Annotated in this window: 19 protein-coding genes; 4 read left to right on the top strand and 15 right to left on the bottom strand. The window is 60.6% G+C overall.

Going from position 1 to position 20,408, the window contains the following annotated elements; all coding sequences use genetic code 11:
• Window positions 1–85 precede the first annotated feature (85 nt).
• Window positions 86–1,501: an FAD-dependent oxidoreductase gene (locus HB393_RS07770; protein ID WP_213804604.1), complete on the top strand. Its 1,416-nt coding sequence runs from the start codon at window positions 86–88 to the stop codon at window positions 1,499–1,501.
• A gap of 16 nt (window positions 1,502–1,517) precedes the next feature.
• On the opposite strand, the gene HB393_RS07765 is transcribed toward HB393_RS07770, so the two are convergent.
• From HB393_RS07765 to HB393_RS07700, 14 genes are all read right to left on the bottom strand, one after another.
• Window positions 1,518–2,366 carry a 2,3,4,5-tetrahydropyridine-2,6-dicarboxylate N-succinyltransferase gene (locus HB393_RS07765; protein WP_213804603.1) on the bottom strand — a complete coding sequence of 283 codons (849 nt, stop codon included), beginning with the start codon at window positions 2,364–2,366 and terminating at the stop codon, window positions 1,518–1,520.
• A gap of 38 nt (window positions 2,367–2,404) precedes the next feature.
• On the bottom strand, window positions 2,405–3,325 hold the full coding sequence (gene dapA / locus HB393_RS07760; protein WP_213804602.1) for a 4-hydroxy-tetrahydrodipicolinate synthase: 921 nt from the start codon (window positions 3,323–3,325) through the stop codon (window positions 2,405–2,407).
• A gap of 136 nt (window positions 3,326–3,461) precedes the next feature.
• A complete protein-coding gene (locus HB393_RS07755) occupies window positions 3,462–4,745 on the bottom strand; it encodes an aminotransferase class I/II-fold pyridoxal phosphate-dependent enzyme (protein WP_213804601.1) in 1,284 nt (427 codons plus the stop codon).
• 345 nt (window positions 4,746–5,090) lie between these two features.
• A complete protein-coding gene (locus tag HB393_RS07750) occupies window positions 5,091–6,365 on the bottom strand; it encodes an aminopeptidase (protein WP_213804600.1) in 1,275 nt (424 codons plus the stop codon).
• A gap of 14 nt (window positions 6,366–6,379) precedes the next feature.
• On the bottom strand, window positions 6,380–7,066 hold the full coding sequence (locus tag HB393_RS07745) for a dihydrodipicolinate reductase C-terminal domain-containing protein (RefSeq protein ID WP_213804599.1): 687 nt from the start codon (window positions 7,064–7,066) through the stop codon (window positions 6,380–6,382).
• A gap of 17 nt (window positions 7,067–7,083) precedes the next feature.
• Window positions 7,084–8,523: a lysine-sensitive aspartokinase 3 gene (gene lysC / locus HB393_RS07740; protein WP_255550906.1), complete on the bottom strand. Its 1,440-nt coding sequence runs from the start codon at window positions 8,521–8,523 to the stop codon at window positions 7,084–7,086.
• A gap of 5 nt (window positions 8,524–8,528) precedes the next feature.
• A complete protein-coding gene (gene asd / locus HB393_RS07735) occupies window positions 8,529–9,638 on the bottom strand; it encodes an aspartate-semialdehyde dehydrogenase (protein WP_213804598.1) in 1,110 nt (369 codons plus the stop codon).
• Window positions 9,639–9,695: 57 nt separating this feature from the next.
• Entirely contained in the window at window positions 9,696–9,980 is a 285-nt protein-coding gene (locus tag HB393_RS07730; protein WP_213804597.1) for a hypothetical protein, read from the bottom strand.
• 37 nt (window positions 9,981–10,017) lie between these two features.
• Window positions 10,018–10,809, bottom strand: a complete 792-nt coding sequence (locus HB393_RS07725; RefSeq protein ID WP_255550905.1) for a hypothetical protein — start codon at window positions 10,807–10,809, stop codon at window positions 10,018–10,020.
• Between the two features lie 88 nt (window positions 10,810–10,897).
• Window positions 10,898–11,959 carry an isocitrate/isopropylmalate dehydrogenase family protein gene (locus HB393_RS07720; protein ID WP_213804596.1) on the bottom strand — a complete coding sequence of 354 codons (1,062 nt, stop codon included), beginning with the start codon at window positions 11,957–11,959 and terminating at the stop codon, window positions 10,898–10,900.
• 48 nt (window positions 11,960–12,007) lie between these two features.
• Complete coding sequence (gene nrdR, locus HB393_RS07715) at window positions 12,008–12,481, bottom strand: transcriptional regulator NrdR (protein WP_213804595.1); 474 nt, start codon at window positions 12,479–12,481, stop codon at window positions 12,008–12,010.
• 25 nt (window positions 12,482–12,506) lie between these two features.
• On the bottom strand, window positions 12,507–13,559 hold the full coding sequence (locus HB393_RS07710) for a lysylphosphatidylglycerol synthase transmembrane domain-containing protein (RefSeq protein ID WP_213804594.1): 1,053 nt from the start codon (window positions 13,557–13,559) through the stop codon (window positions 12,507–12,509).
• A 30-nt stretch (window positions 13,560–13,589) separates the two neighbouring features.
• A complete protein-coding gene (locus HB393_RS07705) occupies window positions 13,590–14,342 on the bottom strand; it encodes a lytic transglycosylase domain-containing protein (protein ID WP_345945087.1) in 753 nt (250 codons plus the stop codon).
• A 40-nt stretch (window positions 14,343–14,382) separates the two neighbouring features.
• Entirely contained in the window at window positions 14,383–15,345 is a 963-nt protein-coding gene (locus tag HB393_RS07700) for an HAD hydrolase family protein (RefSeq protein ID WP_345945086.1), read from the bottom strand.
• A 151-nt stretch (window positions 15,346–15,496) separates the two neighbouring features.
• On the opposite strand from HB393_RS07700, the gene HB393_RS07695 reads away from it, so the two are divergent.
• The 3 genes from HB393_RS07695 (at window position 15,497) to HB393_RS07685 (ending at window position 18,812) form a co-directional block, all read left to right on the top strand.
• Window positions 15,497–15,856 carry a hypothetical protein gene (locus HB393_RS07695; protein WP_213804593.1) on the top strand — a complete coding sequence of 120 codons (360 nt, stop codon included), beginning with the start codon at window positions 15,497–15,499 and terminating at the stop codon, window positions 15,854–15,856.
• Window positions 15,857–16,334: 478 nt separating this feature from the next.
• Entirely contained in the window at window positions 16,335–17,276 is a 942-nt protein-coding gene (locus HB393_RS07690; protein WP_213804592.1) for a glycosyltransferase family 2 protein, read from the top strand.
• A gap of 318 nt (window positions 17,277–17,594) precedes the next feature.
• Window positions 17,595–18,812, top strand: a complete 1,218-nt coding sequence (locus HB393_RS07685; RefSeq protein WP_213804591.1) for a threonine synthase — start codon at window positions 17,595–17,597, stop codon at window positions 18,810–18,812.
• Window positions 18,813–18,835: 23 nt separating this feature from the next.
• On the opposite strand, the gene HB393_RS07680 is transcribed toward HB393_RS07685, so the two are convergent.
• Window positions 18,836–20,140: a sensor domain-containing diguanylate cyclase gene (locus HB393_RS07680; RefSeq protein WP_213804590.1), complete on the bottom strand. Its 1,305-nt coding sequence runs from the start codon at window positions 20,138–20,140 to the stop codon at window positions 18,836–18,838.
• Window positions 20,141–20,408 lie beyond the last annotated feature (268 nt).

The following is a 20,408-nucleotide window of genomic DNA, read 5'->3' as shown; positions in this document are numbered from 1 at the left end:
GCCTAAGCGTGACGTAATATCTCATGGTTGGGACCTCCAAAAGGACGTCTGCGAGAGATGGAACCTGCCCAGCAGAGAGGCAACAATGGCGAACACAGAACACTTCGACGCGATCATTCTAGGCACTGGAGAGGCCGGCAAGTATCTGTCCTGGCACCTCGGCGGCCAGGGCCAGCGCGTCGCCGCAATCGAGAAGGACGACATCGGCGGAGCTTGTCCCAACGTCGCCTGTCTGCCGACGAAGAACGTCATCCACAGCGCCAAGGTCGCCTCCTACTTCCAGCGCGGCAAGGAGTTCGGGATAGCGCACGGAGATTGGCACGTCGAGATGGCGGGCGTCGACGCTCGCCGCCAGAAGATGGTCGACGACCTCCATCAGGTCCATCTTGGAAACTTCACCAAGAGCAAGACCGAGATCGTGATGGGATTTGGCCGCTTCGTCGCCGAACGTACCATCGAAGTGGACTTGCACGCCGGAGGAACCCGAACGCTGACCGCCGACAAGATCTTCGTCGACACTGGCTCCCGCGCCACCATCGACCCTATCCCCGGCCTCGCGGAGGCAAAGCCGCTCACCCACGTCGAAGCGCTGAGACTGGACGTTCTGCCGGAGCACCTGATCATCCTCGGCGGCGGATTCGTCGGCCTCGAGTTCGCCCAGGCGATGCGTCGCTTCGGCGCTCGCGTCACCATCGTCGAGCGGAACCCCCGCCTCGTTCACCGCGAAGATCTCGACGTCTCCGAGGCATTGCAGCAGCTCTTTTACGACGAAGGCATCGACATCGTGACCAGCGCCAGGATCAGCCGAGTCGAAGGCCTCTCCGGGACCAAGGTCTCGCTGCACCTGACGCACGCAACCGGAGATTCGGTTCTGGAAGGTTCGCATCTGCTCGTCGCGACAGGCCGAACGCCCAACACCCAAGGCATCGGACTCGACCTCGTGGGAGTGAAGACCACATCAAGCGGCCACATCCAGGTGAACGATCGGCTGGAGACCTCCGCGCCCAACGTCTGGGCCATGGGAGACTGCGCGGGCTCGCCGCACTTCACCCACATCTCCTTCGACGACTTCCGCGTCGTTCGCGACAACCTCGCTGGAGGCAATCGCACCACCGCTGGCCGACAGGTGCCCTCCTGCACCTTCACCGACCCGGAACTGGCTCACGTCGGCCTCACGGAGACCGAAGCAGCCCAGCAGGGAATCGCCTATCGCCTGGTGAAGATCCCCACGCTGGCGATCCTCCGCGCACGCACCCTCTCCGAGACGCGCGGCTTTATGAAAGCGCTCATCGCGAAAGAGAGCGACGCGATCCTCGGCTTCACGGCCTTCGGGACAGGAATGGGAGAACTACTTCCGACCATCCAACTGGCGATGGTCAACGGACTACCCTATACGGCGATTCGGTCGCTCATCGTCACCCATCCGACAATAGCCGAAGGCTTGGTGACACTCTTCTCCGCGACGCCGTCGATCCCGGCGAAGCAGGCGGACGCGCATTGAGCACGGCCGCATTGCTCTAGCGGAGCAGGTCTTCGAGCGCGAGAGAAAGCTCGGTCTTCTCGTCGCGGTACTTGACGATCACCGGAGTCGCGACCGAAAGTCCCCACTCCGCGCCTTTGCCGGAGGTGACCGCGCGCGAGCCGGGAACCACGACCGCGCCCTCCGGGATGATCAAGGGAGTCTCCGCCGTCGCCTTGTAGATCTCGCCGCGCACCAGGTCATAGACCGGAGTGCCGCGGGTCAGGATCGTTCCCGCCGCCAGCACAGCGCGTCGGCGCACGATTGTGCCTTCGTAGACGCCGGTATTGCCGCCGATCAGCGCATCATCTTCGATGATCACTGGCGAGGCGTTCACCGGCTCCAGCACGCCGCCGATCTGCGCCGAGGCGGAGAGATGGACACGCTTGCCGATCTGCGCGCAGCTCCCAACCAGCGCGTGCGAGTCGACCATCGTTCCCTCGTCGACGTAAGCGCCGACGTTGACGTAAGCAGGTGGCATCACCACCACGCCCTTGGAGACGTACGCACCGCTACGGACGCTCGAGCCTCCGGGAACGACTCGCACTCCGTCGGTGATGGCAAAGCGCCGTGCGGGATAGGTCGCCTTATCCACGAACGAGAGTCCTTCGGACCCTCCCATCTCGACCATCGACCCGAGACGGAAGCCAAGAAGGATTCCCCGCTTCACCCACGCATTCACCCGCCAGCCGAGGGCGAGGGAATCGTCCGGCTCTGCCGAGCGGAGCGTACCAGCCTCCAGCCCGTTGCGGAGCTCATGAAACGCCGCCTCTGCCTCTGCGTTCCCAATCGCGGCTGCCCCCTGGGCAAACCAATGCTCAATCTTTTCCTGCAAGTTGTCGCTCAAAAGTCTCTTCCTGTTCTTCTAGATGGTTTGTTCGCGGGCTAAAACATCCGCAGATCTTCGCCGTTGGAAGGCGCAGTCGCCAGCAATCCCAGTTCGCCCACCATGGTCTCCAGCTTGCGCCGCGTGCTGGACGAAACTGGCACCATCGGCAGACGCAGCACGTTCTCGCAGCGTCCCAACAGCTCCAGGACTGCCTTGATCGGTCCTGGACTCGCCTCCCAGAAGTGCGCCTGCATCAGCCGGAAGAATCGCCGGTTGATCCGCCTCGCCTCGGTCCAGTCCTCTTCGAGCGCCGAGTCGACCATCGCCGCCATCTGCGCCGGAATGGCGTTCGACGCCACCGAGATCAGTCCTGCTCCGCCCAGCGCGATCACCGGCAACGCCACGCTGTCGTCACCTGCGAAGACCTTGAAGTTGCGCGGAACGCTCGTGATCAGCTCCGTAATCTGAGCGATGTTCCCACTCGACTCCTTGATGCCGATGATGTTGTCGATCTCGGCCAGCCGCAGCACCGTCGCCGGCTCCAGGTTCACTCCCGTGCGCCCAGGGATGTTGTACAGCAGCACCGGAAGCTCCGCCGCCTCTGCAATGGCGCGGAAGTGCTGGTACTGTCCCTCCTGCCCGGGCCGGTTGTAGTACGGATTCGCGGTCAGAATGCCATCGAGTCCGTGCACCCGCGACAGCTTGCGCGCCCTCGCCACGACCTCGTGAGTTGCGTTGTGAGTACAGCCCGCAAAGACCGGAATCCGCCCAGCGGCCGTCCCTACCACCAGCTCCACGGTCCGCAGCCATTCGGTCTCGCTAAGAGTCGACGCCTCACCTGTCGTCCCGCAGGGGATCAGGAAGGAGATGCCGCTTTCGATCTGCCAGTTCACCAGCGCATGCAGCGCCGGCTCGTCCACACTGCCGTCCCTGCGAAAGGGAGTTACCAGTGCCGTTCCACAACCCATCAGTTCCATAATTCCTGTAAGTCTATCGCGTTTGGCGAGGGCAAATATCGTTCCCCGCGCCATCGGCAGCGAGAAAGCTTTGGTGAGACAAAGAAAAACCCCGGCAGTCGCCCGCCGGGGCCTTCGGTTCAAGTGGAAGACAGAGTTAAGCGTACATTCCGCGGTACAGCTCGGAGGGTGCGTTGTACTCAGGCAGATGCAGCTCCGCACCGGCGGAGACGACTCCCGGAGTCTGGTCCATGCACTTTACGAACGCCGTCTGGAACTTCGTCATCTCATCCTTGGTGCCGACGGTGACGCGAACGTAGTTCGGCATCGCGGGCCAGCTGCGGCCGATCGCAATATTCTCCTTCATCATGGCAGCGCCGAAGTCGCGGCCCGGACGCTTTACGTCCACCATGAAGAAGTTGGCCTGCGAGCCCGGCAGAACCGTATAGTTCTTCTTCGCCAGGAACTCCAGCGTCTCCGAACGGATATCCGCATTGATCTTGCGGCGCAGCGGCACCAGATCCTTATCCTGCAGGCTGGCGCGAGCGGCAGCCGCGCTGGTGATGGAGATGCTTGCCAGGCTACGGCCAGCAGGAGAGACGGTCTGGAACTTCTGCAGCAGGTCAGGACGAGCCACCGCAAAGCCAGCGCGAATGCCGGCCATGCCGTAGATCTTCGAGAAGGTGCGCAGAACGATGATGTCTTTGTCCTTTGCAACCAGGTCGATGCAGGACTCGTCGTTCGAGAAGTGGTGATACGCCTCATCGACGATAATCACCGAACCCGCGGGCTTGTTGGCCAGCAGCCACTCGATATCGGCCTTCGGAGTCATCGTGCCGGTCGGGTTGTTGGGGTTCACGATGTAGTAGGCGCCGGGCGAAGGATGGGCCGCGAGCATCGCCTTCACGTCGTGCGCGTAGGTCTTGGTCAGCGGAACGGGGAACTTCGGTGCCTTCATGGCATCGGCGGCGCGGAAGCCCTGCTCGTAGCTGGGATCGCCGTAGACGAGCGGCTTGTCCGGGCCGATGTTCGACATCAGCGCGAGATCCAGCGGTCCACCCGATCCGGGGAAGAGCGCGGAGTAGCCGGGCTTGCCCATCGCGGGCATCGGCAGGGCAAAGATCTGGTTGAAGGCCTTGATGGTCTCCATGCTCTGCTCCTGGTGATAACGTCCACCCAGGGCAGCGGTCGTACAGATGGCATCGAGCGCGGACTTCGCCGGCCCGAGGGGATTCTCGTTCGAGCTGATGATGACCGTGTCGGGATTGCGCATCGCACGCATGTCGCCCATGTCGGACATACCGCCTGCGCCACGTCGGGAGGCTGCCCCTGCGGCAGGTGCCTGCGAGGCAAAGGCCGGAAGCGTGGTCGCTGCCGAGGCTGCTCCAAGAATGCGCATGAAGTTTCTGCGCGATACACCATTTTTGAGATCGGAATTCATTTAAGTCTCCTGTGCCTTCGATGATGGGAATATGACTTTGTACGACAGAGGTACGAGTGCCTTCGGCTCGAAGACAGGTACCAACTACGGACCGGATACATCGATTCCCTGCTCAGCGACGTGGCTGTCAGCGACTTGAAAATTTGGGGGGCAACACACTACAGACGAATCTGCACTGTCTATGAGATTCAATTTACCGCATTTTCTTATTAATGCCGAAGAATTTAGGGAATTTTTGTCGAAATCGCCTAAACGCCCGTTCCAGAAAGCCCAAACGGGCGTTTCACGCCACTTCGGCGGCAAACGCAGCCTGGGAATCTCCAGAATCAGCTTGCAGAATCGGAGCTAGACCCACTCACCGCGGCGCATCAGCGGCTCGTGTGTGCCATCGGCCGCAACGCCGTCCACGTTCATCTCTCCCGAGCCGATCATCCAGTCCACATGAATCAGGCTGGAGTTCGCGCCCAGCTTGGCAAGCTGGGCCGCATCCATCTTGTCCCCGCCGATCAGGCAGGTCGAATAGGCCTGTCCCAGCGCGATATGGCTCGCTGCATTTTCATCGAAGAGCGTATTCCAGAACAGCACGCCGCTCTGCGCAATCGGAGAAGAGTGCGGCACCAGCGCCACCTCGCCCAGCCGCCGCGCTCCATCGTCGGTCGAGATCAGCCGGTTCAGAACGTCCTCGCCCGCTGTCGCCGTCGCTTCCACGATCCTTCCACCCTCGAACCGCACCGCGATGTTCTCGATCAACGTTCCCTGGTGAGAGAGCGGCTTCGAGGCCTTCACGACTCCATCCACGCGGTCCTTGTGCGGAGTCGTAAAGCACTCCTCCGTCGGGATATTCGGCTGGCAGTAGATGCCATTGCCCGCCGTCGTGCCGCCTCCTGCCCACAGATGATCGTCCGCCAGGCCGACGGTCAGGTCGGTCCCGCCATCCTCGGACTTGAAGTGCAGGGCAGAGAAGCGCTTCGCATTCAGCAGGTCGACGCGCTGCTTCAGACGCGCTCCATGCTGCTGCCACTCGGCGACCGGATCATCGACGGCGATGCGCGAGGCGACGAAGATCGCCTCCCAAAGCTTCGCCACCGCGACGTCTTCGAGCTCTCCAGGAAAGACCAGCTTCGCCCACTCGGACGTCGCGCAGGCCACGATCGTCCAGTTGATCTCGTGCCGCGTAATCAGCTCCATGGCTGGCTTTGAAGCCTTGGAGATGGCCACATTCGCCCGCGCTACCTTGGTCGGATCCTGTCCGGCGAGAAGTGCCGGATTGGTGCCGGAGATGGCGAGCCGCGCCGCGCCATTCCTGAACGCCGTGGCAATCGCCTCCTGCAGCCAGACCGGTGCATAGTCGAAGCTCCCGTCGGGGCCGTACTGGAATCGAGAGAGCACGGAAGGATCGTCGCTGTAGAAGGTCGTCACCAGCAGCGCGCCCACCTTGTAGGCATGCTCCGTAATGCGCCGCACCAGCGGCAACGCCTCGATGGGAGCCGACATCACCAGCTCCTGCCCGGCACGCAGACCCAGCCCAATCTTCACTGCAACCTCGGCCAGACGGTCCAGCTTCTGGTCGAAGGTCAGTGCGGAAAACTTCGTCGAAATCATTGCCTCTGCCACGCTCATCGGTTCAGCCCCTGCTAGATCTTGGTGTACACATCCTGGAAGTCGTAGCATCCGGTGCGCGTCGAAAGCCACTCCGCCGCCCGGACCGCACCCTCTGCAAAGCCGCGCCGCGAGTAGGACTCATGCGTCAGCACCAGGCGATCCGCCTCGCTCTTCGCCGCCAGGACGTGCGTTCCAGTGGCATCGCCTTCGCGGTGCGAGGTGATCGGAACATCGCCGATCCCGCCCCCGGACTTCACTGCCTGGGCCAGCGTCAGCGCAGTGCCGCTGGGCGAGTCAACCTTGCTGACGTGATGGGTCTCGTCGATGGTGAAGGCATAGCCAGCATCCTTCAGCAGCTCACCCATCTTGGTCGCCAGTTGCAGCATCACCTGCACGCCGATGGAAAAGTTCGTCCCGTACAGTAGCCCGGCCTGCTTGCGCTCCGCCAGACCTCGCATATCCGGCAGCTTCTCATACCAGCCGGTGGTGCCGACGACCATCTTCGCGCCGGTCGCGAGGCATGCGCGCATGTTCTGCACGACCGCCTCGGGCGCGGTAAAGTCGATGACCACGTCGAAGCCTGCCACGAACGGCGGTGTCAACGCCATCGCATCGGGATTCTCCTTTGCGTCCAGTACATGCACGCTGTGGCTCCGCTCGGCTGCAACCTGTGCCACCAGCTTGCCCGTCTTGCCGTGTCCCAGAACCAGAATCCGCATTGTCTTCCTTCCTAATCTCAAACCTTGCTCGCCACCTGAACTGCAGCCGCTACATCCCGTGCAGCGACGTCGAAGACCGTTGCATCCGGATCGGCGAAGAAGACCGCATGAAGGCTGCGAATCGCCTCCTCCACATCTTCTTCCTCGATCATGAAGCTCATGTTGATCTCGCTCGCCCCCTGCGAGATCATTCGGACATTTACATGGCTTACAGCAGTGAAGACGCGCCCCGCGATGCCGTTGTGTCCGCGAATATCCTCTCCCACCAGGCAGATCAGCGCCTTGTGGCCTTCCATCTTTACATCGGCGATCTTGGCCAGCTCCGCACAGATCTCCGGAAGCCGCTGGTTGGAGTCAACCGTCAGTGAGATGCTGACTTCGCTGGTCGAGACCATGTCGATCGCACACTCAAACTTGTCGAAGACATCGAAGACGGCTTTGAGATAACCGTGCGACATCAACATCCGGCTCGCGACGATATCGATGATCGTCAGCCGCTTCTTCGCCGCGATGCTCTTGAAGGGGCTCGCACACTTCGGAGCCACCGCCGTAATCTTCGTCCCTTCGTTCTCCGCGTTGCGCGAGTTCAGCACCCACACCGGAATACTCTTCTGCACCGCTGGCAGAATCGTCGCCGGATGCAGCACCTTCGCTCCGAAGTAGGCCAGCTCCGCCGCCTCCTCGAAGCTGATGGCCTTCACCCGCAGCGCGTCCGGACAGATGCGCGGATCGGTGGTCATGATGCCATTCACGTCCGTCCAGATTTCGATGGCTCCGGCGTGCAGTCCGCCGCCCACCAGCGCAGCCGTGTAGTCGCTTCCGCCGCGTCCCAGCGTCGTCGTAATACCTTCCGCTGTAGAGCCGATAAATCCGCCCATCACCGGCGTCTGACCGGCCTCGATCAGGGGAAGCACCAGCGCCAGCAGCTTCTGCTCGATGGCAGCCTCCTGCGGAACTGCCTTGCCATAGTGCGTGTCGGTGATGATGCAGGTCCGCGCATCGACGTGCGCGCCGTTCAAGCCTCGCTGTGCAAAGGCCTCAGCGACCATGCGGCTCGAAAGCCGTTCGCCGAAGCTCACCACCAGATCGTTTGTGCGCGGCGTCAGCTCACCGACCGCCGCGATGCCGCGCAACAGATCGTCCAGCGCGTCGAACTCCAGATCCAGCGTCACCCGCAGCTTCAGCAGCCGCTCCGCATCCAGCAGGTCGGCGGCAGTATCGATGTGCCGGTTGCGCAGCCGCGACGAGACCGCCAGTGCGCCCGCCCGGTCGCCGCGCCCAGCCGCAACCGCAGCCGAAAGCAACTGATCCGTAACCTTGGCCATCGCCGAGACGACGACCACCGCTCCCAGCCCTCGATTCCTGCGGCCCGCGACGATCGCCGCTGTCCGCTCCATCGCCTTGGCATCTTCGACTGAGGTACCGCCAAACTTCATGACTACGATAAATTCCCGCATTCCACTCACGCCAACACCGCCATCGGCTGTGGTGGAACGCCCAGCTTATCCAGCTTGCCCAGCAGCGCCAGCACCTCGGCGTTCAATACGGCAGCTCCCGCCGCCCCGCGGATAGTGTTGTGCGACAGTACGACAAACTTCCAATCCAGCAGGCTGCACTCGCGCAAACGTCCGACCGTAGCAGCCATGCCCGCTCCGCGCATACGGTCCAGCCGGGGCTGCGGACGGTCCACCGTCTCCTCGTATTCGATGGGCTGATCGGGAGCCGTAGGCAGCGGCTTGCCACCGGCAAAGCCACGCAGCGGGGTAAACTCACTCCACGCCGCCAGAATCTGCTCCTTGGTCGCCTTGGTGCGCAGCTTGATGCTGACGCACTCCGTATGGCCATCTTCAACCGCGACACGGTTGCAGTGCGCGCTCAACTTGGCATCCAGCATCTGAACGTGATCGCCTGCTACCCGGCCCAGCAGCTTGACGACCTCCTCTTCCATCTTCTCTTCCTCGTTCTTGATGAACGGGACGACGTTCCCCAGGATGTCCAGCGAAGGCACGCCCGGATAGCCCGCGCCGCTTACCGCCTGCATCGTGCTCACAAACAGGCTCTCGATCCCGAAGCGCTCCTGGAGTGGCTTCAACGCCAGAACCAGCCCAATCGCGCTGCAGTTCGGGTTGGTGACGATGTAGCCCCCACTCTCCTTGCGCCAGCTCTGCTGCTCGATCAGTTCGAGGTGATCCGCATTGACCTCCGGCACCACCAGGGGGACATCGGTCACCATCCTGAAGGCGCTCGAGTTGGAGATCACCGCGCAGCCCACCGCGGCAAACTTCGGCTCCAGTTCCCGGGCGATATCGGCGTCGAGCGCCGCGAAGATAATCTTCGGCAGCTCCCCGACGCAGCCCTCCGGAACGTTCGGCTGAACCGTCATCGCGGCGATCTTGGGCGGCAGAGGAGTGTCCAGCTTCCACCGGCACGCCTCGCCGAACGTCTTGCCCGCGCTGCGATCGCTCGCCGCGAGCCACGTAATCTCGAACCAGGGGTGATTGCTCAGTAACTGAATGAATCGCTGCCCGACCATGCCGGTCGCGCCGAGTATGCCTACCTTGCGCCGTTCCATATCCCTCAAGAATAACGCGGTCTACATAAAACCGTCACATCGGGCCGGAAATCGCCTCTAGTAGTCGTCCCTGCGCCTGCGCCGCGAGTGATATCCGCCCGAACCGCCCCAGACCAGCAACGCCACGATCAGATGGATGAGAAACCATGTGCTCAGGCCCTGATCCAGGTAGATCAGATAGCACACCAGCGCCCTTGGCAACAGCACCCAGAAGACCAGCGGCACCAGTCCTACCAGGTGGAACGGGACCAGCGTCGTCTGCAGCCACGCCACCAGAAGGGCGACACGCGGTAGAAACAACGCAAACACCAGAAACCAGAACGGCAGAGTATGGATCAACATCAGGATCACCTCAAAGACGAATGCCGCAGTTCGCGGGTTACTTCATTCCAAATCTGAAATCTGCCTTGCCCGTCTCGTGTGGTTCGATCGTGACGGTCAGGGTCTGCTCACCCAATCTCTCATGAACCGCTCCAAAGACATAAGTCCCCTCCGGCAATCCTTCGATCTCGAACTGGCCATCCTCGTCCGTCACCGCGAAAAACGGCGTATCGGACACATTGATAAACCCGGTCATCCACGGATGCAGATCGCAGCGCACCGGCATCATCACCTCCGGCTGCTGAAGCCTCACAACCTCCGGCGTCCCCTTCGGACGCTGCGTCACGTTCACCTGCCTGCTGTCGCCCTCCGGCAGGGTATGGATGTTGTGCATGGTCGCATCCGAGCTGCGGAACTCCACCATCCCGCTCCGCATCACCGCCACGACATGCGGCGCATACTGGCAGCCCTTCTGGTCCATCACCACCGGTTTGTTGGTGGTGGGAGGAGCAGCCAACGCCGCCGCCGGTCCACTCTTCATGTAGATGTAGACGTTCGCCAATCCCCCCTGGTGCACCACATACTGCTCGGAGTAGTTCTCCTGTCCAGTCCCGACACACGCCGGGTCCTGGCTCATATCGATCCGAACCCGCGCCGGCGGCTTGCCCTCGAAGCGGACCTTCCCGCTCAGGCTCCCCAGCGTCTCGGGATCCAGGACCTCCGCCGCCTTCGTCCCGTTCCCCAGCACCGCGCCTTGCTTGATCGCTCCACTGGGCTTGCAGCCCGCCAGCCCCAACACCATCGCGCCGGATAGCCCAACCGCGGCCATCCACTCGTACATGCGCTTCATAAAGCCTCCGTATTCGGTCGTGCAGAACCACGGGCCCAAAGGTATACGAACGGCCGCGATGTGTCGAAGCAGCGGGCGCAAAGCCGAATTAAGCAGGAACCGCCACTGGAGACTCCATCGCCTGCAACACCGCCTGTGCGAAGGCCTTCGTCCCTGCCTTGCCGCCAACGTCTTTGGTCAGCGTCTTGCCCTCGCGATAGACCTGTTCCAGTCCGGTCTGTACTCGCTCCGCCGTCTCCGACTCGTTGATGTGGTGCAGCATCAGCACCGCGCTCTGCAGCAGAGCCGTAGGGTTGGCCATATCCTTACCCGCGATATCAGGAGCCGAGCCATGCACTGCTTCGAAGATCGCGCACTCCGTCCCCAGGTTCGCTCCCGGAACCAGCCCAAGCCCACCCACAAACGCGCTGCAAAGATCGCTCAGGATGTCGCCGTACAGATTCTCCGTCAACAGAATGTCGTATTGGAACGGATTCATCACCAGTTGCATGCAGGTGTTGTCCACGATGTGCTCGTGGTACTCGATCTCCGGAAAGCCCTCACGCACCTTGCGGCAGCAGCTCAGGAACAGCCCATCCGACAGCTTCATGATGTTGGCCTTGTGGATCGAGTGAATCTTCTTCCGGTCATGCTTCCGTGCGTAGTCGAACGCAAACTTCGCAATGCGGGTAGAGCCCTTCTCCGTGATGATCTTCAGCGCCTGCACCACACCCGGCACCACCACATGCTCCAGGCCGGCGTACAGATCCTCCATGTTCTCGCGCACGATGATCAGATCCAGCCCCGGATACCGCGTCTGCAGCCCGGGCAGGTTCTTCACCGGACGGAAGTTCGCAAACAGCTCAAACTTCTGCCGCAGCGTCACATTGATCGACGAGAAACCTCCGCCGATGGGCGTCGTCACCGGCCCCTTCAGCGCCAGCCGGTTCTCCTCGATGGAGTCGTACAGATCCTGCGGAATATAGTGGCCCGTCTGCTCGAACGCCTCTGCTCCTGCGGCAAAGCGGTGCCAATCGAACGCGACTCCGGTCGCCGCTCCAGCGGCCTCCAGAATCTCCACCACTGCTCCTGAAACCTCGGGCCCAATCCCGTCGCCGGGAATCAATGTAATCGTATGCGTGCGCTTTGCAGTACCTGGTTGAGTTGCCATGAAATCGCTTTCTCCTCGAAACGTTTGTTGTCTTATAAAAATCTTGGTCTAACGCCGTTTTTGGTTGTCTCTATTGCTCAGCAGTTCTTCAAGCTCTTCCTTGAACTCGCGAACGTCTTTAAAGTCCCGGTACACGCTCGCAAAACGGATATAAGCCACCGTGTCGATGCCCTTCAATCGCGTCATGATCAGCTCGCCGACCTCGCTGGTCGAGCGCTCCCGCTCCGGCGAATCCACCACATAAGCTTCCGTCTCATCGACGATCTGTTCCAGCTTGCTCGCCGACACCGGACGCTTCTCGCAGGCATGCAGTAACCCGCTCAATACCTTCTGGCGGTCGAACTTCTCCCGCCGTCCATCCTTCTTCACCACCATGTACGGAATCTCGTCGATCCGCTCGTACGTCGTAAAGCGCTTATTGCAGCCCTCACACTCGCGCCGTCGGCGAATGGAATCGGCCTCTTTACTCTCGCGGGAATCTACAACTCGATCCTGGGCAAAACCACAGTAAGGACATCTCATCGTTATAGAACGATTCTAGCAGTGGTTACCGGGGCATCTCTTCCCCATCCTGGCTCGCGGCGGCTTCGCTCTCCTTCGCCACCTGCTTGAGGCTCACATGTTCCACCCGCGCAAACACCAGTCCCGTCGGAATAATGCAGATCATCGTCACCACCAGCAGCATCGCTCCGCACGCCGTCGCCACCTCAATCGGTGCGCCGTACAGCGCGTGCATCGTGCCCGCCGTTACTGCAATCTGCGTGAACCATCCAACGATAGGAAGCTGCAGTAGAGATCCACCCAGGCTCGCCGCCATCAGCAGCATGGTGCGCGAAAAGGTAAGCCCCGCCAGCTCCGGCGTATCGACGAACGCGTGCACCGTCTGCAGATACGCCCCGCCGATCATCCCCCACATCGCCAGCGACAACAACGCCGCCACTCCAAAGTCCCGTATCGACGAGAGTGCATTCAGCCCATCGCGAAAGCCCAGAATCTTCGTCGCAATACTCTCCGCCACCGGCTTGGAGAGCACCCCCAGCGTCACTCGCGAAAAACCCGCCACCGCCGCACCCGCCACCCGCACCACCACCGCGAAGACCGCAAGCGCCAACGTCGCACCCAGACTCAAAAGCCCCGTCCGAACGAACAGATCGTGATGCGGCAGATCCTTGGGGGTAAACGCCAGGGCACTCGAAAAGATAATCGCCGCCGACCCCAGGTCGAACATCCGCTCAATCGTGTACACCGCCACCTGCGAGCTAAGCGGCAACGCGATTCTCCGGGCCACCAGGTAAGGCCGCGTCAGGTCCGCCAGCCGCCCAAACAGCGCCACCGCCGTAAATCCGATGAACTGCGATCCAATCAGGGAACTGGGCGACACCTTCTTCGTCGGCGACACAAATACCGACCATCGGACCGCGCGCAGCCAGTACGTCCCATAGATCAGCGCTACCCCCGCGCCAAGATGCCACGGGCTGGCATGCTTCAACTGCTTCCAGAACATCTCCCAGTCGAAGTGGATCTTGTCGTGGAACAGCACCACAGCCAGAACCAGCACCACCACCAGCGAGAACCAGAGAATCCCATCGCGCTTCTTCATCGACTCCTAATGTACTCGCAACGAAGAGGTTTACTGCGCCCGCGCCACCAGCGAGCTCTGTTTTCGCCGATTGAACTCCCGTATCACCCGCGCCACATAGGCCCGCGTCTCGGCATACGGAGGCACCCCACGATACCGGTCCACCGCCTTCGGCCCGGCGTTATAGGCCGCCAGCGCCAGGGCGATATTGTCGTGATACCGCACCAGCAGAGCATCAAGATACGCCGTTCCGCCTGCGATATTCTGGTCGGCCTGGAACGAGTCCTGCACTCCAAGATCGCTCGCCGTCCCCGGCATCAACTGCATCAGCCCCCGAGCGCCGGTCCGCGAGACCGCCCGTACATGCCCGCCACTCTCGGCCCGCACCACGCTGGCCAGCAGGTCGGCATCGATATGATGCGCCGCCCCCGCATGCGTCAGCATCTCCTGCAACTCGGCTTTGGTCGGCTCCGTAAACAGGGAACCCGCCGCCTTTGCAGGCGTAGCAGCAGAAGGCAAAGGAGCTACATCCGCAATCGGCTCCACCCGAACCACGGAATCCGCCGCCACTTCAAGAAAGTTCATATCCTCAGAACCGGAAGCCCCGGCAGAAGTAGAACCGCCAGCAGCGTTCGTCGCAAAGTACAGCCGTACCTTGTCCCCCGATATCTCCCGGCGAACACAATCCAGTTCAAACCCATTCCGCAGCGTGACATGCTCCATCGCACGGACCAGAGGACACGCAGCACATAGAGCCATCAACAGCGCGAGACCGCGCCCAATCGAACTGAATCTTAAGACCACGCTAAAAGCCTACCACCGCCGGACCAGTGCAAGCCTGCAACTAACGCGTACTGGAGAGCGCCCCTTCCAGAGCCGCCTCAATCGCCACCGCCACCCCGTCCTCATCATGCCGTCCACCCAGCGTCCATCCCATCGCGGCGGCCCGCTCCTTCAGATCCTCCGGAGCGTTCGCCATCAAAACCCCGCGGCCAGCGGCCTCCAGCATCGAAACGTCGTTCCAGTTATCCCCAATCGCCAACAGCTCCTGCATCTTCACCCCGCGCTTCGCCGCCAGCCGCACCAGCGCCGAGCCCTTGCTGCACCCAGCCGGAAGAATATCCACGATGCTCAGGTCGCGCCCCGGATACTCCGTCCGGTGCAGCGCCACCTCTTTCCCCGCCGACCGCTCCTGCATCTCCACGCCTACCGCGGATACGCCGGGATGCTCCAGCAGCCGGGCCTCCGCCCGCCGCATCCGCTCCGTCGTCCCGCACAGCATCATCTGGATCGGTGCCTCGTCCAATCCGCTCTCCGGCCCCGGCAACGCCAGCTCGATCGGGTTGACGTGCGAGATATACGGCTCGTTCGCCGCCATCCACTTCTCCATGCTGTGATTCAGCTCTTCAAAGCGCTCCACCACCAGCGCGCCGCGCGCATCCTCGCCATCAGGACCCACCTTGTCGAAGGTCACCACCAGCGCATTGCGAAACTCCCCAAGATGGCCGCACAACCACAGCGCCGTCTCCCTGCCCAGCAGATTCCGTTCGATCAGCTCCGTCCCCAGCGTTCGCGTCACCGTGCCGTTCGAGCTCACCAGCGCGTTCGCCTCGTTCAAACCCAGACCCCGCAACTGACGCATCGCATAGCAGTGCCGCCGCCCGGTCGCGACCACCACCTCCACTCCAGCCTGCTCCGCAGCCTTCATCGCCGCGAGGTTCCGTGCGCTCACTTTGCCATCCGAACCCAGCAGAGTGCCGTCCATATCCACCGCGATCATCCGAACCGGTAAACCATGTGACCCCACGCGTCTCGCCCTCGGTGTTTCTTTGGATATTCTCTCACCGCTTTGTATAAATATTCATAAACTGTTTTATTTGAGTAATTTACAGGAAATTGACTGGACTTTTAGGCTATTTTGAGGTGAAACTTGTTATAGGCACCACAAAGGCTCGTATATGTTTCACAAAAATGTCTCAAACTCCATCCGGAGTGGCTTTTCCCCAGCAGCAAACGATTCGAATCAGTTCCTTCCTCAACCGCCCCGTCTCGTCCTGGTTCCAACAGGAGGTGGCGGCTCCACTCAGACGGCGTCCTCCCCGCTCGTCGATCTCATCGCCATCTCCGCCCATCGCTGCTCCTCGTTCTTTGCAGAGGCGGCGGTTCTGGTCCTCGTCCTGGCCCTGCTCGACAGGTTCATGCTCAAGGGCCGTATGGAGCTCAGTTGGGTCGTCAGCGCCTTTTCGATCAGCCTGGCATTGCTCGCCGCCAGCATCGCCACCGAGTTCTCCGCTCGCCGCTGGCTCAAAGCCCACTAGCAGTGCCAGCGTACCTCCTCTCTTCCACTCTGAATAAGGCAACGGGAGAGTCTCGGCGCAAAATCCCAATCAATCTTCATCGCCTATAGGTCGATGAGCGATCGCGACAGATCCACCTGTTCTCATCGTCATCTCGGGATGACTGTGTGAGAACAGGCGAATCTGCGTTTTATACTTGCCGGCTAAACAAGTTTGCAGCGCTGTCCCGAGAGGCCGATCCTGCGCTCTGAGTTTGGTACTCCTCCATGTGGGAACGGTGGCAGTCCAAGCAGGTGATGGGTGGGACACTATATATGCTCTAGGGCAGAGGAAAGGCGCCATACACTGAGTCACTTGGGAGCGCTAGAACGGATTGCAAATGAGCAGCCGGATAGTACGAGGCTTGATCCTAACTATCTTGTGACATGCATTCGAGCGTCTCAAGGCGAATCTTCACTTTGCTATTCGACTTATATTTGTATTGCCTTGGAGATAGTGTATGAGCCAAATATCTGTAATCGTCCCTGCCTACAACGAGGCGTCACACCTTGAGAAATGCCTCCAAGCCCTAGCCAACCAATCTCTTTCGGAGTTCGAAGTTGTCGTAATTGATAACGGATCGACGGACCATACTCCTGACATCGCCAAGACGTTTATGAGCACCCTAAACCTAAAGGTGCTTTCAAAGCAGCGAGAGAGTATATCTGCGGCAAGAAACTATGGCGCGTCGTTATCCAAAGGGGCCATCGTTGCATTCTTGGACGCCGACTGTGAACCCCAACCAGATTGGCTGGAGAACGGAATAAAGGATTCTACCCAAAATGCAGTGTGGGGAGCCCATTACCGAATACCAGAGAACAGCACATGGGTAGGGAAAATCTGGAACAAATATCAGGCGACAGAGCAGGAAGGAGAGGTATCGTTCCTGCCTGGTGGGACCATTTTTATCCACCGCAGCGACTTTGAATCTCTAGGTGGCTTTAGTGAAGTCGTGGAAACCAGTGAGGACGTGGACCTATGCACCCGCGCGAGAGACCAAAGAATGTCGGTACTCGCTTACAAGAACTTGTCCGTTGTGCATGACGGAACACCACGTACCCTCGTGCACTTCTATAGGCAGAACCGTTGGCATGGGAGACACGTCGCGAGGAACTTTTTAGAAAATCTACCTTCTACTAAAAATATTGCTGTCGTGGCTCTTAGCGCTTACACGCTTCTGATGTTCTGGATCTTCATCCTGTCTTTATTCCTGCTTTTCACGGGGAACCTATGGCTCCAGGTAAGTGCTTTGATATTGCTATTTCTGCCACCTTTGGCACTATCGGTAAGCAAGGCAAGGGCATCTATGTCCGACACCACAGCTTTATTCGTTCTGTACTCGGTATATGCTCTTGCCAGAGCGGCTGCTTTGACCAATATAAAAAAAGACCGTTCTCGCTAGTCGATGCGGAACGCACTCACCGTGACCGTAGCCGTTCCTGGCTGCCGCCCTCAAACGATGCAGGAAGCATAGGCAACCACATCATCGCGAAGCTGGATCGCCTCAGTCGCAACGTCGCCTTCATCGCTACCTCATCCGGCGCTTCATACATCTTCTCAGCGAATGCGAACATGGCCGGCGTTACTGGAAACGCATACGCGTGCCAACCCTCGAATGATTCGATTTTTGATCTGAAAGCCTTTGGGCGAGGCTGGATAAATTTCGGTTGGACTCCCAGCCGATTGCGACTCGGCGCCCAAAATCCGTTAGCATTCAAAGATGCCTGCAATCGCTTTCCTTGAGTGCTCTCGCTGCCGCCACCACGTCTCCGCCGCAACCCCGCAAACCCTCTGCCCCCTCTGTGCCGGCTCCCTCTACGTCCGTTACGACATGGAAGCCCTCAAGCGCACCGCCAAACGCGAAGACATCGTCCCCCGCGCCGCCGCCAGCTCCACCTCCCTCGGCATGTGGCGCTACTCCGCCGTCCTGCCCGACGTAACCCCCGTCACCCTCGGCGAAGGCTGGACGCCCATGCTCAAGAGCAAGCGCTACCCCGGCCTCTTCATCAAGGAAGAGGGAGCCAATCCCACTGGCACCTTCAAGGCCCGCGGCCTCGGCCTCGCCGTCACCATGGCGAAGCACTACGGCCTCCAGCACCTCGCCGTCCCCTCCGCCGGAAACGCCGCCGGAGCGCTCGCCGCCTACGCTGCCGCGGCCGACATCGCTGCCCACATCTTCATGCCCAAGGACGTCCCCTTCGCCAACTACCTCGAAGGCATCGTCTACGGGGCCGACGTCACCATGGTCGACGGCCTCATCTCCGACTGCGCCCGCATGGTCGGCGAAAACATCAAGGCTCAGAAAGAAGCCAACACCCCGCCCGAGCAGGTCTGGTTCGACATCTCCACCCTCAAGGAGCCCTTCCGCGTGGAAGGCAAGAAGACCATGGGCTACGAGCTCGTAGAGCAGCTCGGCTGGACCTACCCCGACGCAGTCTTCTACCCCACCGGAGGAGGCGTAGGTCTCATTGGCATGTGGAAGGCCTTCGAAGAGATGGAAGAGCTCGGCTGGATCGAGAAGGGAAGCAAGCGTCCCAAGATGTACGCACTCCAGGCTGCCGGCTGCGCCCCCATCACCACTGCCTTTGAAGCCCACAAGCCCGTCAGCGAGTTCTTCCAGAACGCCGCCACCTTCGCCGCCGGCCTGCGTGTTCCCAAGCCCTACGGCGACACCATCATTCTCGACATCCTCGCCAAGTCCGGCGGACAGGCCATCTCCGCCACCGACGAAGCCATCCTTGCCAGCATCCTCGACTGGGCCAAGAACGAAGGGCTCTTCCTCTCCCCCGAAGGCGCAGCCGCCACCGCCGCCTACGACCAGCTCATCGCCTCAGGCGACCTCAAGCCCACCGACAAGGTCGTCCTCTTCAACACCGGAGCCGGCCTCAAGTACACCGACATGACCGCCGAAGCCATGCACCTCAAACGTCCCAGCTAGAGCAATTCTCCTGTGGAATTGCTCTAGGCTGCGGGCGGACCGCACTCATGCAGGCGGTAGGTATTGCGGCCGCCGTCTTTCGCCCGGTACAGAGCCTGGTCTGCCTGCTCCAGCAAGAGCTTTTGGTCCAGCACGATCCCGGGCGGCCAGCACGCGACCCCAATGCTGATGGTGACCACCCCATACGGACTATCAGCATGCGGTATGGCAAGATCCATGATCGCCTGCAGTATCTTGCGGGCGATCACCTCTGCGCCCGAGAGATGAGTCATCGGCAAGAGCAGGATGAACTCCTCGCCGCCAAAGCGCGCCGCCAGATCCGGATCGCGTCGTAGAACACGTTGTAGAACGGTAGCGATCTGCTTCAGGCACTCATCGCCGGGAATGTGTCCATAAAGATCGTTGAACTGCTTGAAGTAGTCCACATCCAACAGCAGCACCGAGACGTCACGGTTGGAGCGCATATGCCGCAGAGCCTCTCGCTCCAGCGTCTGGTTGAACGTCCTACGGTTGGCAATGCCGGTCAGCTCATCGAGCGCGGCTACCTCCGAGAGCTCGCGGTACTCCGACGCAAGAGCATCCTCCCGCTTTCTCTGTTCGGAGACATCCCGGACGGTGGCGATATAACCCGCGGGCTTTCCCGTGACAGGGTCGCTGTATCCGATGGCCAACGCCTCAACCCAGCAATAGCTTCCACCTTTACGCAGCATCTGGAAGCTATAGACCTCTCGGACAGCTCCATTCTTCAGATTCTCAATCCCGTCCTGAGCGCCCTTAAGGTCCTCCGGATGGATCGAACCCAACGCACCGATCTCCAGGTACTCTGCCGGCGTAAAGCCAGTGATCTGGGTCACCGCCGGCGACACGAAGCGGCTCGTATTGTCGAAGGACGAGATGATGATCATGTCCGGGGAATGGTCCAGCAACAGGCTGTAGATGGCCTTGTTCTCCCGGGCCGCACGCTCGGCCGCCTGCAGGAACAGTTCGTTGCGTTTGCGCTCGGTAATATCCACGAACGTAGCCAGCGCCCATCCCGTTTCGGGAAGAATCACTCCGCTGTGCAGAATCGTCTTGATCTCCCCGTTCTTACACAGAATGCGAAGCTCCATCGGCTCAATGGAGAACTCAAAAAGATCCGGCGCGGAGAAGTACGCCCCCCAGCTCTTCCAGGCCAGATCCCGGTCTTCGACAAAGGGATAAGTTCGCTCAATCCAGTCGGCGATATCCACGAAGTCGCCCATCACGTAGCCGAAGATCTCCGTGAACATGCGGTTCATGTAGCCGATCTTCTGATCCGCAAGATTTGCCCACGAGACGCCCACCGGCATCGCATTGAAACCGACCTCCAACGCATGTGCGCTCGGCAGCGGTCGTTTTTCCGTGCCATCGAGAGTAGCTGGGTTTCCTATTCGAGCCTCCTGCGGTGCACCTTGCACCGTGCATTGCAGGAAAAATATGTGATCTTCAATCCCGGGCCGCTTCCTATTCAGATGCCGATCCCTCGGCCATGCAGAGATTCCCGCGCCGATTTCACTCCAGAGCCGCTAAAGCGTTCAATTTGGTCATCCTGGACCTCCTCCATGAAGATGGATCTAC

Origin of the sequence: Granulicella sp. dw_53 (genome assembly GCF_018449545.1) — a bacterium.
Lineage (GTDB): Bacteria > Acidobacteriota > Terriglobia > Terriglobales > Acidobacteriaceae > Edaphobacter.
Note: the sequence above shows the minus strand (reverse complement) of the source record. Positions and strands in the feature narration are given on the sequence as shown.

Excerpts from the sequence above, each read along its gene's own strand:
- HB393_RS07770 (WP_213804604.1), top strand. The coding sequence starts at position 86 with ATGGCGAACACAGAACACTTCGACGCGATCATTCTAGGCACTGGAGAG.
- dapA (WP_213804602.1), bottom strand. The coding sequence starts at position 3,325 with ATGGAACTGATGGGTTGTGGAACGGCACTGGTAACTCCCTTTCGCAGG.
- HB393_RS07755 (WP_213804601.1), bottom strand. The coding sequence starts at position 4,745 with ATGAATTCCGATCTCAAAAATGGTGTATCGCGCAGAAACTTCATGCGC.
- HB393_RS07750 (WP_213804600.1), bottom strand. The coding sequence starts at position 6,365 with ATGAGCGTGGCAGAGGCAATGATTTCGACGAAGTTTTCCGCACTGACC.
- HB393_RS07745 (WP_213804599.1), bottom strand. The coding sequence starts at position 7,066 with ATGCGGATTCTGGTTCTGGGACACGGCAAGACGGGCAAGCTGGTGGCA.
- lysC (WP_255550906.1), bottom strand. The coding sequence starts at position 8,523 with ATGCGGGAATTTATCGTAGTCATGAAGTTTGGCGGTACCTCAGTCGAA.
- asd (WP_213804598.1), bottom strand. The coding sequence starts at position 9,638 with ATGGAACGGCGCAAGGTAGGCATACTCGGCGCGACCGGCATGGTCGGG.
- HB393_RS07730 (WP_213804597.1), bottom strand. The coding sequence starts at position 9,980 with ATGTTGATCCATACTCTGCCGTTCTGGTTTCTGGTGTTTGCGTTGTTT.
- HB393_RS07725 (WP_255550905.1), bottom strand. The coding sequence starts at position 10,809 with ATGAAGCGCATGTACGAGTGGATGGCCGCGGTTGGGCTATCCGGCGCG.
- HB393_RS07720 (WP_213804596.1), bottom strand. The coding sequence starts at position 11,959 with ATGGCAACTCAACCAGGTACTGCAAAGCGCACGCATACGATTACATTG.
- nrdR (WP_213804595.1), bottom strand. The coding sequence starts at position 12,481 with ATGAGATGTCCTTACTGTGGTTTTGCCCAGGATCGAGTTGTAGATTCC.
- HB393_RS07710 (WP_213804594.1), bottom strand. The coding sequence starts at position 13,559 with ATGAAGAAGCGCGATGGGATTCTCTGGTTCTCGCTGGTGGTGGTGCTG.
- HB393_RS07695 (WP_213804593.1), top strand. The coding sequence starts at position 15,497 with ATGTTTCACAAAAATGTCTCAAACTCCATCCGGAGTGGCTTTTCCCCA.
- HB393_RS07690 (WP_213804592.1), top strand. The coding sequence starts at position 16,335 with ATGAGCCAAATATCTGTAATCGTCCCTGCCTACAACGAGGCGTCACAC.
- HB393_RS07685 (WP_213804591.1), top strand. The coding sequence starts at position 17,595 with ATGCCTGCAATCGCTTTCCTTGAGTGCTCTCGCTGCCGCCACCACGTC.
- HB393_RS07680 (WP_213804590.1), bottom strand. The coding sequence starts at position 20,140 with ATGCCGGTGGGCGTCTCGTGGGCAAATCTTGCGGATCAGAAGATCGGC.